14 protein-coding genes are annotated in these 13,995 nt (G+C 71.0%); 8 read left to right on the plus strand and 6 right to left on the minus strand.

The features are described 5' to 3' along the window. Window positions 1-39 precede the first annotated feature (39 nt). The 4 genes from ACZ4XJ_RS15270 to ACZ4XJ_RS15285 all read right to left on the minus strand — a co-directional run bounded on the left by ACZ4XJ_RS15270 (window position 40) and on the right by ACZ4XJ_RS15285 (window position 3,431). Complete coding sequence (locus ACZ4XJ_RS15270; RefSeq protein WP_362875217.1) at window positions 40-771, minus strand: hypothetical protein; 732 nt, start codon at window positions 769-771, stop codon at window positions 40-42. A gap of 112 nt (window positions 772-883) precedes the next feature. Then, window positions 884-2,710 carry an acyl-CoA dehydrogenase gene (locus tag ACZ4XJ_RS15275; RefSeq protein WP_362875218.1) on the minus strand — a complete coding sequence of 609 codons (1,827 nt, stop codon included), beginning with the start codon at window positions 2,708-2,710 and terminating at the stop codon, window positions 884-886. 116 nt (window positions 2,711-2,826) lie between these two features. Next, on the minus strand, window positions 2,827-3,225 hold the full coding sequence (locus ACZ4XJ_RS15280) for an ATP-binding protein (protein WP_362875219.1): 399 nt from the start codon (window positions 3,223-3,225) through the stop codon (window positions 2,827-2,829). Further along, the gene (locus tag ACZ4XJ_RS15285) at window positions 3,222-3,431 is read right to left on the minus strand and encodes a hypothetical protein (protein WP_468496431.1); all 210 of its coding nucleotides are present in this window, start codon (window positions 3,429-3,431) and stop codon (window positions 3,222-3,224) included. Before ACZ4XJ_RS15285 ends, ACZ4XJ_RS15280 begins: the two co-directional genes overlap by 4 nt. Window positions 3,432-3,550: 119 nt before the next feature. Between ACZ4XJ_RS15285 and ACZ4XJ_RS15290 the strand changes: the two genes are divergently transcribed. From ACZ4XJ_RS15290 to ACZ4XJ_RS15320, 7 genes are all read left to right on the plus strand, one after another. Continuing rightward, on the plus strand, window positions 3,551-4,402 hold the full coding sequence (locus ACZ4XJ_RS15290; protein ID WP_362875221.1) for a helix-turn-helix domain-containing protein: 852 nt from the start codon (window positions 3,551-3,553) through the stop codon (window positions 4,400-4,402). A gap of 1 nt (window position 4,403) precedes the next feature. After that, window positions 4,404-4,592: a DUF397 domain-containing protein gene (locus ACZ4XJ_RS15295; protein WP_468496432.1), complete on the plus strand. Its 189-nt coding sequence runs from the start codon at window positions 4,404-4,406 to the stop codon at window positions 4,590-4,592. A gap of 342 nt (window positions 4,593-4,934) precedes the next feature. Beyond that, the gene (locus ACZ4XJ_RS15300; RefSeq protein WP_468496433.1) at window positions 4,935-8,270 is read left to right on the plus strand and encodes an RHS repeat-associated core domain-containing protein; all 3,336 of its coding nucleotides are present in this window, start codon (window positions 4,935-4,937) and stop codon (window positions 8,268-8,270) included. A gap of 58 nt (window positions 8,271-8,328) precedes the next feature. After that, complete coding sequence (locus ACZ4XJ_RS15305; protein WP_362875224.1) at window positions 8,329-8,457, plus strand: hypothetical protein; 129 nt, start codon at window positions 8,329-8,331, stop codon at window positions 8,455-8,457. Window positions 8,458-8,522: 65 nt separating this feature from the next. Further along, window positions 8,523-8,717 carry a hypothetical protein gene (locus ACZ4XJ_RS15310; RefSeq protein WP_362875225.1) on the plus strand — a complete coding sequence of 65 codons (195 nt, stop codon included), beginning with the start codon at window positions 8,523-8,525 and terminating at the stop codon, window positions 8,715-8,717. Between the two features lie 69 nt (window positions 8,718-8,786). Then, complete coding sequence (locus tag ACZ4XJ_RS15315) at window positions 8,787-9,248, plus strand: SseB family protein (protein ID WP_362875226.1); 462 nt, start codon at window positions 8,787-8,789, stop codon at window positions 9,246-9,248. 43 nt (window positions 9,249-9,291) lie between these two features. Then, window positions 9,292-10,251 carry an ArsR/SmtB family transcription factor gene (locus ACZ4XJ_RS15320; RefSeq protein ID WP_468496434.1) on the plus strand — a complete coding sequence of 320 codons (960 nt, stop codon included), beginning with the start codon at window positions 9,292-9,294 and terminating at the stop codon, window positions 10,249-10,251. Between the two features lie 151 nt (window positions 10,252-10,402). Here the strand turns inward: ACZ4XJ_RS15320 and ACZ4XJ_RS15325 are convergent, their stop codons facing one another. After that, window positions 10,403-10,858 carry a hypothetical protein gene (locus ACZ4XJ_RS15325; RefSeq protein WP_468496435.1) on the minus strand — a complete coding sequence of 152 codons (456 nt, stop codon included), beginning with the start codon at window positions 10,856-10,858 and terminating at the stop codon, window positions 10,403-10,405. Between the two features lie 133 nt (window positions 10,859-10,991). On the opposite strand from ACZ4XJ_RS15325, the gene ACZ4XJ_RS15330 reads away from it, so the two are divergent. Further along, entirely contained in the window at window positions 10,992-11,987 is a 996-nt protein-coding gene (locus ACZ4XJ_RS15330) for a pirin family protein (protein ID WP_383991892.1), read from the plus strand. Window positions 11,988-12,030: 43 nt separating this feature from the next. On the opposite strand, the gene ACZ4XJ_RS15335 is transcribed toward ACZ4XJ_RS15330, so the two are convergent. Then, entirely contained in the window at window positions 12,031-13,986 is a 1,956-nt protein-coding gene (locus tag ACZ4XJ_RS15335; protein ID WP_468496436.1) for an ABC transporter ATP-binding protein, read from the minus strand. Window positions 13,987-13,995 lie beyond the last annotated feature (9 nt).

Consider the following 13,995-nt stretch of genomic DNA (forward strand, 5'->3'; position numbering starts at 1 on the left):
CGAGGACGGCGGGGTGTGTGGCCCGTGGTCCCTTCGCGATCAGCCCGGCGGACGCTCGAATCGGCGCTGCAACTGCCTGCGCTCGCCCCGCCGGATGCGCGGGAGCATCTCGGGGGTCTGCGCGGGACGCTGCGCACGTCTCTTGCGTCCGGCGCAGAAGATACAGGCCTCGCCGGGAGGAGCATCGGGGTCGATCGGCGCGCCGGGGTGCTCGGAGCATCCCGACGCGTTGCGGGGGCGGGAGAGTTCGCGGGCCACGATGAAGGCGCGGTGCAGGTCGTCCGCGATGCGCACGAAGTCCTGGTCGGCCGAGCCGAGGGTCAGGTGGAAGCGCTGCTCGTCGACGACGCGCAGGTAGTGGCGCAGGACGTCCAGGTCGTACGGGGGCTCGGGCACGGGGTAGCCGAGCCGGCGCTGTTCCCCGGCGGCCGGTCCGGCCGCGCGGGCGCCCTGGATGCGGCGGCCGAGGCGGCGCCGGTCGTTGCAGATGAGGCAGCGGCCCCAGCCGTCCGGTGCCTCGGGGTCGAGCGCGCCGTTGGGGTGTTCGGGGCACCCGGTGTAGCTCTTGGCGGGGGCGAGGCCGGCCGCCGTCCGGAAGGCCAGGTGGAGGGCGTCGGCCACGGGCTCGTACTCGGCGGGGTGGGCGCCGTCGTACAGCTCCTTGACGCGGTCGCCGAGGGCGCCCACATTCGCCTGCAGCTCCTTGAGGGCATACGGGCGTCCGGTGGGGACGGAATACCCCCTGCTGCTGTGCTGCTCCTGTGGGCTCATGTCTACGAGCGTGCCACGAACCGCCGACAACAGTGGCCGGACCCCCGGCAGGGAGGTCCGGCCACTGGTGGCACGCGCGGGGCGTACCGGCTGGTCGGCGGGGCGCGGTGCCTTAGAAGGCGGCCTCGTCGAGGTCCATCAGGGAGTTGTCGACGAGCTCGGCCAGCCGGCGCTGGACGGAGACGTTCGGCAGCACCTCGGCGGCGAAGAACTTCGCGGCGGCGATCTTGCCCTGGTAGAAGGGCACGTCCTTCGCGGAGGCGCCGGCGAGCTTCTCGGCGGCCACGGCCGCGCCCTTGAGCAGCAGGTATCCGACGACGACGTCACCGGAGGCCATCAGCAGGCGGGTGGTGTTCTGGCCGACCTTGTAGATGTTCTTGACGTCCTCGCCGGTGGCGGTGAGGTCGACGATCATCTGGCCGACGATGCCTTCGAGGTCCACGGCGGCCTTGGCGAGGGCGTCGCGGGCGGGGGCCAGGTCGTCGCCGCCGACGGCCTCGGCGAGGAACTTCTTGATCGTCTCGGAGAGGACGTTCAGCGAGGCGCCCTGGTCGCGGACGATCTTCCGGAAGAAGAAGTCCTGACCCTGGATCGCCGTGGTGCCCTCGTAGAGGGTGTCGATCTTGGCGTCGCGGATGTACTGCTCGATCGGGTATTCCTGGAGGTAACCGGAACCGCCGAAGGTCTGCAGCGACTGGGCGAGCTGCTCGTAGGACTTCTCCGAGCCGTAGCCCTTGACGATCGGCAGCAGCAGGTCGTTCAGGCCGATCTCGGCGGAGGCGTCGTCGCCGGCGGCCTGCTTGAACTGGATCTCGTCCTGCACGGAGGCCGTGTAGAGCACGAGGGCGCGCATGCCCTCGGCGTAGGCCTTCTGCGTCATGAGCGAGCGGCGTACGTCGGGGTGGTGCGTGATGGTGACCTTGGGCGCGGTCTTGTCCATGAAGTTGGCCAGGTCCGGGCCCTGCACGCGCTCCTTGGCGTACTCCAGCGCGTTGAGGTAGCCGGTGGAGAGGGTGGCGATGGCCTTCGTGCCGACCATCATCCGGGCGAACTCGATGATCATGAACATCTGGCGGATGCCGTCGTGCTTGTCACCGATCAGCCAGCCCTTGGCGGGGTGCTGGTCGCCGAAGGTCATCTCGCACGTGTTGGACGCCTTGAGGCCCATCTTGTGCTCGACGTTGGTGGCGTAGACGCCGTTGCGCTCGCCCAGCTCGCCGGTCTCCCAGTCGAAGTGGAACTTCGGGACGAGGAAGAGCGACAGGCCCTTGGTGCCCGGGCCGTGGCCCTCGGGGCGGGCGAGGACGTAGTGGAGGATGTTCTCCTCCATGTCGTGCTCACCGGAGGTGATGAAGCGCTTCACGCCCTCGATGTGCCAGGAGCCGTCCGCCTGCTCGACGGCCTTGGTGCGGCCCGCGCCGACGTCCGAACCGGCGTCCGGCTCGGTGAGGACCATCGTGGAGCCCCAGCGCTTCTCGACGGCGATCTCGGCGACCTTCTTCTGCGCCGCGTTGCCCTCCTCGAAGAGGATGCCGGCGAACGCCGGGCCCGAGGAGTACATCCACACGGCCGGGTTCGCGCCGAGGATCGTCTCCGCGAACGCCCAGATCAGGGAGCGGGGCGAGGTGGTGCCGCCGATCTCCTCGGGCAGGCCCAGACGCCAGTACTCGGAGTCCATGAAGGCCTTGTAGCTCTTCTTGAAGGACGCCGGGACGGGCGCGGTGTTCGTGGTCGGGTCGAAGACCGGCGGGTTGCGGTCGGCGTCCTCGAAGGAGGCGGCCAGCTCGTTCTCGGAGAGCTTGGTCATCTCGCTGAGGATGGTCCGCGCGGTGTCGGTGTCCATCTCGCCGAACGGGCCGGTGCCGTACAGCTTGTCGCGTCCGAGCACCTCGAAGAGGTTGAACTCGATGTCGCGGAGATTCGACTTGTAGTGCCCCATGGCGACGGCTCCGTTAAGGCTCGGTGAGACGGGTTCCTCGTGCATACCACTCGGTAACAACATGATGCTACCGGTCGGTAATAAGAGCAACCCCTCTCCGGCGACTGTGACCAGGGTCAAAGCTCGCACCAGACGGTCTTCGTGTCACTGCCCCGCGTCACACCCCATCGGAGGGTCACCGCGTCCAGCAGGGCCAGCCCGCGCCCGGACTCCTCGGTTCCGCCGGCCTGTCGCGGCAGGGGCCACGCGTGCGGGGCGGGGTCGGTGAGCTCGACCCGCGTACGGGTTGCCCTGCCGTTCCCGTTGCCGTTACCGGCCCCGCCGCCGTGGACGCTGACGCGCAGGGTGACCGGGGTGCCTTCGCCGAGGTGGGTGATCACGTTGCTCAGCAGCTCGCTGACGCAGAGTTCCGCCTCGGGGCAGCCGGCGGCTTCCCCGATGTGCTCGCGGACGGCGTGCCGCAGCAGGGGGGCCGCCTTCGGGACGGCGAGCAGCCGGATCGTGAGCGCGTTCACCGGCCGGCGGCCAGGGCGTCGGCCAGCAGTCGGGCGGTGGCGACGTTGCAGTTGCCGAGGGTGATCAGGGGCGGGGTCCGGTAGCCGCCGGCGTACGAGGGGAGGTGCAGGTCGAGGGAGGGCAGCGTGATCCCCCGCTCCGCGAGGGCGAGCCGCAGCTCTGCGAGGGCCTCGATGGCGATGCGGTCGTTGACGTGGTCGCTCATGGGGGGACTTCCGTTCCGGTGCGGAGTGTGACGAAGCCCTCACAGAGTGGGGTCGGGCGGCGTAGCGTGGGAAGGGTTTCAGGTTGCGCTGGGCAAGTGACAAACGGTGGTGGTGGGTTGTGCCCGCTCGCAAGGATCCGGACGCGTCGGCGAACGTTCCGTCGTTCTACGGTGCCGAGCTTCGGTACAAACGGGAATCGGCGGGGTTCACGCTGGAGCAGCTGGCCGAGGGCAGCTTCCGGGGTGTTCCGTTCCTGAGTCAGATCGAGCGGGGCGAACGTCGGATGCCGATGGATCTGGCTCAGCACGCGGACGCCAAGCTGGGGACGGACGGCTTTTTCCAACGGCGCTGTGAAGACGCGCGCAAAGCGAAGCAATCTGGGCACGCGGAGTACTTCGCGGACGTCGCGGAGATGGAGCCGTTCGCGGAGACCATTGAGGATTGGGCACCGATGCTTGTCCCGGGGCTGCTTCAAACGGAGGACTACGCGCGGGCCATCAGCCGGGCCGCCATGCCCCGTGCGACCGATTCGGCGATCGAAAAGCTGGTCGTCGCCCGGTTGGGGCGGGCCGAGCTCTTCGACCAGGAACGGCCGCCCGAATTCTGGGCCGTCCTGGACGAGTCGGTGATTCGCCGTGCCGTCCTGCCCACGTGCCGGATGGCCGCACTTCTGGAGCACATCGGAGCCGTGATCCGCAGGACGCGGTCCATTTTGCAGATCGTCCCGCAAACCACCACCAGCCACGCTCTCATGATGGGAATGGCGCGGCTGATGACCTTTCCGGACGCACCTCCGGTGGTCTACGTGGAGAACCTGCACAGCGGGCAGCTCATCGACTTTCCAGCCCTCGTGAAGGAGTACCGCAGGTCTTACGATCTGCTGAGGGCCGCCGCCTTGCCGCCGGGGGCGTCCCTGGCCCTTCTCGACGCTGCGGCAGAGGACTACCGAAATGGCAAGCAGCGGGTCTGACTTGAGTACCGCGAGCTGGCGCAGGAGCAGCTACAGCAACGGGACGGGCGGTGAATGCGTCGAGGTTGCCGACGGGCTCATCGGACTCGTCCCCGTCCGGGACTCCAAGCGACCCGCCGGCCCCGCCGTGATCGTCCGTGCCGCCGCCTGGGTTCCGTTCGTCGGGGCCGTCAAGGACGGGCGCTTCTAGGGGCTGATGTGGCCGGAACCACCCGTTCCCCAGGGGCGGGTTTCGGCCACTTTTCGTTGTCCGGGTTTCGTCGCCCGGCCTGCGGTGGCGTGAATCCGGTAGCCGAGCATCCCGAATGCCCGTTTCGCCCGCTGCAAGCGAAAGGCTGATTCCGCACCGCGTACGGATGTTTGTTCGGGGCACGGCCCGCTGGTGCCTCCGAGGCGCGTGTGAACGTATGAGCCGCCGGGGGCCATTGGAGCCTCCGGCCCGTCTTTCGGGGGAAAGTCCATGCGTTCACGTGCCTTCGGCACGCCACTTCGGCGTGCCCGCACATCGTCCCGTACGGCCGCGCTCGCGGCCATGACCGCTCTCGCGGTCACCCTCGCCGGAGCTCCCGCGCTCGCGGAACCCGTCGACCCCGGCCCCACCTCGGCGTGGGGCAAGCCCGGTCCCCGGCTCGACGTACCGCCCGTCCAGGTCGGGCGGACCGTGCCGGTGCCCAACCAGGCCGAGGCCGCGCCCACGCCCGCAGAGGCCGCCTGGCGCGCCGCCCAGGAGGAGCGGGCGCGCACCGGGGAGGAGCCGCCGGCCCCGCAGAACCGTTCCGCCACGGCGATGGCGCCGCTCGTCTACGTTCCGGAGGGCCAGGGCGCGGTGCCGTGGCACCAGATCTCCGACTTCCGGATCACCGACTCCCTGGTGGCCCGGATCAACTACTCCAACGGCAACCTGATGCTCGCCGCGACCGACTTCCAGGTCGCGGGCGTCGGCCAGTCGCTGCGGCTGGCCCGGACGTACAACTCCCTGAACTCCCCGTACGGCAAGGTGTCGGACAGCTGGTGGCAGGAGTACGAGCGTTACCTGCACGTCTTCTCCAACTCGGTCGTGCTCTACGCGGCGACCGGTGACACGCTCACCTTCGACAAGAACGCCGACGGCTCCTTCACCACGCCCAAGGGTTACTCGAAGGACCTGAAGAAGAACGCGGACGGCACCTACACCCTGACCGACCGCAAGTCGGGGACGAAGGACGGCTACGACGCGAACGGCACCCTCACCAAGGTCACCGACCGCAACAACGGCACGATCACCGTCACCCAGCACGACGAGGGCTCCGAACACAAGGGCTTCAAGCTCACCGAGACCCGCTCCGGCCGCTGGCTCGACCTGCTGAAGACGAACCCGTCCCAGTGGCAGGCCAAGGACCACACCGGCCGTACCGGGGTCTTCGACCTCGACGCGGCGGGCAACCTCGTCCGTACCGCCGACACCGAGGGCAAGGCGACCTCGTTCGGCTACGACTCCTCGAACCGCCTGACGAAGATCACCACGCCCGAGGGCCGGGTGACGGTCTTCACCTACGACGCGGAGAACCGCGTCCGCTCCATGCTCCGCGCCACGCAGACGAACGGATCCGGCCACACCGGTCCGACGTACACCTACGACTACTCCGCCGCGTCCCCCTCCGATGCCGGGACCACCACCGTCACCGATCCGGAGCAGCACGCGACGAAGTACGAGCACGACGGCGACGGCCAGGTCACCAAGGTCACGGACGCGCTGAACCACTCCCGGTCCAAGACCTTCGACGCCAACCGCAACGTGCAGACCGCGAGCGACGCACTGGGCGTCGGCGGTACGGGCGCCAACGTGACGGAGTACGGCTGGGACAGCCGCAACAACCCGGTCAAGGCCAAGCTGCCCACCGGCGCGACCGCCTCCGCCGCCTTCCAGACGATCGCCGGCACCGAGCTGCCGAAGACGTCCACCAGCGCGGACGACGAGAAGACGGACTACACCTACGACACCGCGGGCAACACCAAGTCCGTCGCCGTCACCGGCACGGGCGGCGGGAACCAGTCCTTCGACTACAACCCGGCCACGCCCACCTGTGGCGGCTTCGAGGGCCAGCGCTGCAAGGCGACGACGAGGATGAGCGACAGCAAGTCGGTCTCCACGTCGTTCCGCTACGACGCCCAGGGCAACCTGGACCGCGTCACCCCGCCCGCGCCGCTGGGCGTCCTCACCTACACGTACGACGCGCTGGGCCGGACCACGGCCGTGCAGGACGGCCGCGGGGTCAAGACGACCTACACGTACGACAACCGCGACCGGATCAAGACGGTCGACAGCTCCAACTACGCCACCGTGACGTACGAGTACGACGGGGACGGCAACCTCAAGCAGCGCTCGGACGGCACCGGCGTGACGCAGTACGACTTCGACCCGCTCTCGCGCGAGACGGTCCGCACGCTCCAGAACGGCTCGCAGACGAAGCTGGCCTACACCCCGGCGGGCAACGTCGACTACTACCAGGACCCGGCCGGCACCACCGACTACACCTGGAACGAGGTCAACGGGCTCAAGGAGCTGAAGGACCCGAGCGGCAAGGTCACGAAGTACGAGTACAACGAGAACGACTTCCGGAAGAAGACCCTCTACCCCGGCGGCACGGTCCAGGAGGTCACCCCGGACACGTCCGGGCGGCCGGAGAAGATCAAGGCGACCTCCCCGAAGGGCACCCTGGTCGACCTGTCGTACTCCTACCGGAACGGCGTCAAGGACGGCGGGAAGATCCGCACCAGCACCGACGCCGTCGCGGGCCTGAAGACCACGTACACCTACGACGGCGCCGGACGCTTCTCCTACGCGAAGGAGGAGAAGGGCGCCGCGCTCACCTCGTCCTGGCAGTACTGCTACGACCTGGCCGGCAACCTCACCTCGCAGGGCGTGGACCAGGGCTGCCCGCGCGGGACGACGTACGCGCTCAACGACGCGCAGCAGATCACCGCGAAGGACGGTTCGACGGCCAACTGGTCCTACGACAAGCTCGGCAACGAGACCGCCGGGGCGTCGACCCCCGAAGGCACCCGCACCGCCGAGAAGTGGTCCGACCACTCGCAGATGACCTCGGTGACGGTGGGCGGCAAGACGTACGCGGGCCAGTACGGCTCGACGGACCAGAGCGAGCGCATCAAGCTGGGTGACACCTTCTTCCACAACGGGCCGCTGGGTCTGTCGGCGAAGTCGACGGCCGGTGTGGACACGGGATTCAACCGGGAACCCGGGGGCACCTTGAACTCCATGACGACCGGGGGCAAGTCGTACTACTACCTGACCGACGCGCTGGGCAGCGTCGTCGCGCTGGCGGACGGCAGCGGTACGAAGGTCAACACCTACTCCTACAGCCCGCGCGGCGTGCAGCGCGCCGCCACCTCGGAGCAGGTCCCGCAGCCGTACCGGTTCGCCGGCGGCTACCAGGACCCGACCGGCCTGTACCACTTCCAGGCGCGGTACTACGACCCGAACCTCGGCCGGTTCAACTCGCCCGACCCCAGCGGCCAGGAGAAGAACCCGTACCTCTACGCCGAGGGCGACCCGGTCAACCGCATCGACCCCAGCGGGCTGTTGTCCCTGGACCTGGGCGGGGAAGCCTGCTTCTGGCTGTGCGGCGGGGCCGGTGTGTCCGTCAACGAGGACGGGAGCGTCCACCCGTACCTGTCGCTCGGTGTCGGCAACCCCGGCGCCAGCGTGGACGCCAGCCTCGCCTCGGGGTCGGCGGACAAGGGCCTGACGGGCGAGGTCGCCTGCGGGTTCGGCCCGGCGGAACTGTCCGTGGCGACCGACGGCTCGGAGGGCGTCGGTACCGGCGGCAGCACGGGCAAGTGCTCGGCCACCGCGAAGTACACGTTCTGACCGACCCCCCTCCCCCCATCCACTGAAGCGACCTCACCGACAGGAAAAGGAAGAAGACATGGACCCGATACTGCTCCTCGCCACCAACCGGCCCGACGGGCCCTCGTGGACGCCGTACGTGTTCATCGGCGGCTTCGTGCTGGTGATGATCTTCGTCGGTGTCATGTTCGCCAAGAAGCGCCGGTAAGGACCGGCCGAAGTCCGATGGAGGCGCCCCGGCCGGGGCGCCTCCTCTCGTAGGGGAGGCAAGACATGCAGGCAGTCGTGGGAATCCTCGTCGCGCTCTTCGGGATCGCGCTCGCCGTGGCCGGGCCCCGTTTCGCCGCGACGGTGGGCAGCGGCGCGGGCCGCCGGTTCGAGAGGTCCAACACGGTCGCCTTCCGGGTCCTGGGACCCGTCATCGCCGTCCTGGGCCTGCTCTGGGCCGTGGGCGTGCTGGGGGGATAGCCCGGCGGGGGCGGGGACGGTGGCCGGTACCCGCCGGTACGGGGTCGGCCGCTCGATAGGGTGGGCCGCATGTACGGCTACGACCAGAATCCGGGCGCCCAGCAGCAGGGCTACGCGCAGCAGCCCCCGCCCCAGCAGGGCTACGCGCAGGCGCCGCTGTACCCGGAGCCGTCACCGCCCTCCCTCGCGGACGCGGTCAGGGCCTTCACCACGGGCTCGCTGTCCGCCGAGGACTTCCAGCAGATCTTCGCCACCTCGAAGGTCTACTGCCCGCGCGGCGAGACCCCCGGGTTCCTGGCCCTGCACAACACGCAGCAGCCGGTGATCCCGATGTTCACCTCGCTCAAGGAACTGCGCCGGTACGCCGGCAAGGAGTCCAAGTACTTCGTGATCACCGGCGCCGAGGTGATCGACCTGCTGCCCACCGGTTACGGCTTCGTCCTCGACATGGAGGGTGACCACCGGATGGTGTTCGACGCGAAGGCGGTCGAGCAGATGGTCGACTTCGCCATGCGCCGCATGTACGGCTAGCCGGCCGACGGGGGCCGACGGGGGCGGGGGCGGGGGCGGGCGGATGCTGAGGGTGCACTTCACGGCCGAGGACCTGTTCGACGTCACCTTCGCGCCCGAGCCGCTGCCGCTCGTCGAACTCGCGCTGGCGCTCGTCGCCTGGCAGCGCACCGACCAGCCCGCCGTCTTCGGCCGCTGGCGCGCCGGTGTCTCGCGGGAGCTGCCCGCCGGGGCGCGGCCCCTGCTGGACCTGTTGCGCCCCGACGGGGACAACCCGCCGTTCGTGGAGCCGTACGCCGCCGACCTGGAGGAGGCCCTCGCGGCCGTCCGGGACGCCGCGCCGTTCCTCACCCCCGACCAGCTGGCCCGGACGGCCGCCCGGGCCCCCGGGCCCGCCTCCTGGCTGCGCGCGCTGTGGAGGCAGGACCGGGAGGCCTGGGACGTACTGGACGAGGCCCTGCGGGCCGCCCACGCGACGGTGCTCGCCCCCCAGTGGGCCCGAATCAGGCAGTCCTTCCGCGCCGACGTCGCCTGGCGGACCCGGCTGCTGGCCGGCCACGGCATCAAGGCCTGCCTCGCGAGCGTCCACCCCCGGGCGGCCTGGTCCGGCACGGCCTTCGAGGTGGGGCTGCCGCCCGACTACGAGGTCCGGCTCGGTGGGCGCGGCCTGGTGCTCATGCCCTCCGTGTTCTGGACGGGCCGGCCGCTGCTCGCCGGGCGCCCCGACGGCTCGCACGTCCTGGTGTACCCGGCGCTGACCCCCCTGCCACTGGCCGCGCCCGGCCCCGCCGGGGGTGCGCTGGACGCCCTCCTCGGGCGGACCCGGGCGGCCGTCCTCCAGTCGCTGCTGGAGCGGCGTACGACCAGTGAGCTGGCCCGGGACCTCGCCATCAGCCTGCCGTCGGTCTCCGAGCACACCCGCACGCTGCGCGCGGCCGGACTGATCACCACGGAACGCGACGGCCGGGCCGTGCTGCACTCGGCGACGGTCCTCGGCGTGGACCTGCTGCGCAGCGGCGGCTGAGCCCTCGGGCCCCGCAGCCTTCGGGCACCGCCGAAAGGTTCGCGGGGGTGGCCGGGCGGGGTCGACCATCGGTGCTGCGGGAGTGCGGCGCCGGGTACGGGGGTCCCGGCGGCCGCACGGCCCCGCCCCGGGCCCGGCGTCAGGTCCGGCGTCAGGTCCGGTCGGGGCCGTGCGTGCGGTGGGTCACCGCCGCCACGACGCACCAGGCGAGGGCGACCGCCACCGCGGCGACCGCTCCCGCGGCCAGGAGCGGCGCCGGGGGGCGGAAGCCGAGCGCCAGCCGGGTGCCGAGGAACACGAGGACGAAGCCGACGCGGCCGGGCGCGTACACGGGGATGCGCGCGGCCGTACCGCGCAGCGACGCGCAGGCGACCAGCCCGGCGCCGAGGCACCAGGCGAGCAGGCCCCACGGGGAGCCGGGGGCCGCGCTGGGAATCCCGTACTCCGCCGGCCCCAACCGGAAGGCCGCCGCGATCCAACCGGCCGCCACCGCGCCGCCGGCGATCCCCGCCACCCACAGGGCGTGCCGCCATAGGGGCCCCTGCCTGCGGGTTTCCTCCGGCACGCCGTCGCCGGACACATCGTCGAAGGTGAATAAGTTGCTCACGTCCGGTAGGACGCGCCCCCGGGCGCAAGGGTTGGCGCGGTGCGGGAATTATCCCGGCGCACCTCCCGTTGTGGCCGGGTGTGGCAGAAAGTTCGAGTTTCAACTAAACTCGACGCAGAAGGAGGTCCTGACCATGCCCGCAGTGACTGTTGAGAACCCGTTGACCCTCCCGCGCGTGGCCGAGCCGCAGACGGCCGCCGCCCGCAAGGTCCTGGCCGTGAGCACGGCGCCGAGCGGCTTCGAGGGCGAGGGATTCCCGGTGCGCCGCGCGTTCGCGGGGATCAACTACGAGCACCTCGACCCGTTCATCATGATGGACCAGATGGGCGAGGTGGAGTACGCCCCGGGTGAGCCGAAGGGCACCCCGTGGCACCCCCACCGCGGCTTCGAAACCGTCACGTACCTGATCGACGGAACCTTCGTCCACCAGGACAGCAACGGCGGCGGCGGAGTCATCAACGGCGGTGACACGCAGTGGATGACCGCCGGTGCGGGCCTCCTGCACATCGAGGCCCCGCCGGAGTCCCTCGTCCTGTCGGGCGGGCTCTTCCACGGACTCCAGCTGTGGGTCAACCTGCCGGCCTCCGACAAGATGATGCCCCCGCGCTACCAGGACATCGGCGGCGGCCAGGTCCAGCTGCTGACCACCCCCGACGGCGGCGCGCTGCTCCGCGTCATCGCCGGTGAGCTGGACGGACACCAGGGCCCGGGCATCACCCACACCCCGATCACGATGATCCACGCGACCGTCACCCCGGGCGCGCAGATCACCCTCCCGTGGCGCGCGGACTTCAACGCCCTCGCGTACGTCCTGGCCGGACGCGGTGCGGTCGGCCAGGAGCGGCGTCCGATCCAGAAGGGTCAGACGGCCGTCTTCGGCGAGGGCGGCTCGCTCACCATCCGGGCGGACGAGTCCCAGGACTCCAACGCGCCCGCGCTGGAGATCGTGCTGCTCGGCGGTCGCCCGATCCGGGAACCGATGGCGCACTACGGCCCGTTCGTCATGAACAGCCGGCAGGAACTCCAGCAGGCCTTCGACGACTTCCAGGCCGGCCGGCTCGGCACGATCCCGACGACGCAGCGCACGGGCCTCGGCCACCGCGGCGCCGGTGAGGCCGACCAGGACTGACCCGTCCGACGGGCTCCCGACGTTCGGGAGCCCGCCCCGACCGTCAGTCGGCGGTCGGTCGCGAGGTCCCGTGGTCGCCGCCGAGGGTTTGGCCGGCGGCCAGGCGGGCGTACAGGCCGCCCTCGCGCAGGAGTTCGGCGTGCGTGCCCGAGGCGCGCACACGGCCGTCCTCCAGGACGAGGATGCGGCGCGCCCCCGTCACCGTGGACAGGCGGTGGGCTATCACCAGGACGGTGGTGGTGCGCGCGATGTCCGCGATGACCTCGCGCAGCTCGCCCTCGTTGAGCGCGTCGAGCTGCGAGGTGGCCTCGTCGAGCAGCAGCAGCCGGGGCCGGCGCAGCAGCGCGCGGGCGATGGCGACGCGCTGGCGCTGGCCGCCTGACAGGGCCGTACCGCGGTGGCCGACCTCGGTGTCGAGGCCCTCCGGCAGGGCGTCGACGAGCGCGGTCAGTCGTACCTGATCCATGACGTGCCGGAGTTCGTCCGGGCTCGCGTCCGGGGCGGCGAACGTCAGGTTGTCGCGCAGGGTGCCCGCCAGGACCGGGGCGTCCTGCTCCACGTAGCCGATGGTCCGGCGCAGTTCGGCCGGGTTCCAGTCGCGCAGCTCGCGGCCGTCGACGGTGACGCTGCCGCTGTCGATGTCGTAGAAGCGCTCCAGCAGGGCGAACAGCGTGCTCTTGCCGGTGCCGGAGGGGCCGACGACGGCGGTCAGTCCGCCGGGTCGGATCTCGAAGTCGGCCCCGTCCAGAACGGGTCGGCCGTCCTCGCGGTAACGGAAGACGACGTCCCGGAAGACGATGCCCGCGCCGCCCCCGGTGGTGCCGCGCTCGCGTGCCGTCCGTGCGGCGGGCACCTCCGCTTCGCCTTCCTCGGGGGCGAGTTCCAGCACCTCGTGGATGCGGCGGACGGCCGCGGTGCCCACTTGGAGGCCGCTGATCCCGCTCGCCAACTGGGCGACCGGCCCCACCAGGTAGAACAGGTACAGCAGGAAGCCGATCAGCGAGGCGACGCTCATCGACCCGTTCGCGACGCGCGCCCCGCCCAGGCCCAGCACCGTCAGGAACGCCAACTGCACGACCAGGCCGCTGGAGGTGCCGGCCACCGCGCCCCACCGGGCCGCCCGCAGGCCCGCCCGCCAGGCGCCCCGCGCCGAACCCTCCAGGACGGCGCTCTCGCGCTGTTCGGCGCCGCTGGCCTTCACCGTACGGATCGCTCCGAGCAGTCGCTCCAGCCCCGAACCCAGCTCGCCGAGGGCCTCCTGGGCCTCCTTGCTCGCCCGCGCGATGCGCGGCATCACCAGGGCGGTGCACCCGCCGATGGCGACGACGACGCCGAGCACGGCGAGGAACAGGACGACGTCGAGCCAGGCCATCAGGACCAGCATGCCGAGCAGGGTGACGGAGCCGATGAGGGTGTCGACCAGGTTGTTGGTCGCCGCCTCGCGCAGCAGGGTGGTGTCGGCGGTGACCCGGGATATGAGGTCGCCGGGCGGCCGCCGGTCCAGGTCCGCGACGCGCAGCCGGGGCAGTCGGGAGATCAGCCGCCTGCGGGCGCCCAACACCACGCTCTCGGCGGCCCGTTCCACGGTGTACACGCCGAACGCACTGGTCAGCGCTCCGCCCACGATCAGCAGGGCGAGGAGCAGTACCTGGCGGGTGACGGACCCGTCGACGGCGAGCGCCTCGACGAACGACTTGGCCACCAGGGGTTGGGCGAGGCCGCTGAGCCCGCCGAGCGCGCTCAGGGCGGCGCCGGCGATCAGGGCCTTGCGGTGCGGGCGGGCGTGCTCCAGCAGGGTGCGGGTGGCACCGGGCCCGGCGGCGTCGACCGCATCGGCCTTGACCGCTTCGGCGTTGGCCGTGCCTGCTTCGCCCGTGCCTGCTTCGCCCATGCCTGCTTCGGCCGTGCCTGCGTCAGCCGTGTCGGCCTCGGCCGCGACCGTGTCGCCCGTCGCCGCGTCCGCGTCCATCGCGTCGCCCTTCGTCGTGCCGTCCTTCATCGTGGTGGC

It is taken from the genome of Streptomyces sp. NPDC029836, assembly GCF_055574495.1.

Coding starts and splice junctions, on each gene's coding strand:
- ACZ4XJ_RS15270 (WP_362875217.1), bottom strand. CDS start 771: ATGAGCCCACAGGAGCAGCACAGCAGCAGGGGGTATTCCGTCCCCACC.
- ACZ4XJ_RS15275 (WP_362875218.1), bottom strand. CDS start 2,710: ATGGGGCACTACAAGTCGAATCTCCGCGACATCGAGTTCAACCTCTTC.
- ACZ4XJ_RS15285 (WP_468496431.1), bottom strand. CDS start 3,431: ATGAGCGACCACGTCAACGACCGCATCGCCATCGAGGCCCTCGCAGAG.
- ACZ4XJ_RS15300 (WP_468496433.1), top strand. CDS start 4,935: ATGACCGCTCTCGCGGTCACCCTCGCCGGAGCTCCCGCGCTCGCGGAA.
- ACZ4XJ_RS15305 (WP_362875224.1), top strand. CDS start 8,329: ATGGACCCGATACTGCTCCTCGCCACCAACCGGCCCGACGGGCCCTCG.
- ACZ4XJ_RS15310 (WP_362875225.1), top strand. CDS start 8,523: ATGCAGGCAGTCGTGGGAATCCTCGTCGCGCTCTTCGGGATCGCGCTC.
- ACZ4XJ_RS15315 (WP_362875226.1), top strand. CDS start 8,787: ATGTACGGCTACGACCAGAATCCGGGCGCCCAGCAGCAGGGCTACGCG.
- ACZ4XJ_RS15320 (WP_468496434.1), top strand. CDS start 9,292: ATGCTGAGGGTGCACTTCACGGCCGAGGACCTGTTCGACGTCACCTTC.
- ACZ4XJ_RS15330 (WP_383991892.1), top strand. CDS start 10,992: ATGCCCGCAGTGACTGTTGAGAACCCGTTGACCCTCCCGCGCGTGGCC.
- ACZ4XJ_RS15335 (WP_468496436.1), bottom strand. CDS start 13,986: ATGAAGGACGGCACGACGAAGGGCGACGCGATGGACGCGGACGCGGCG.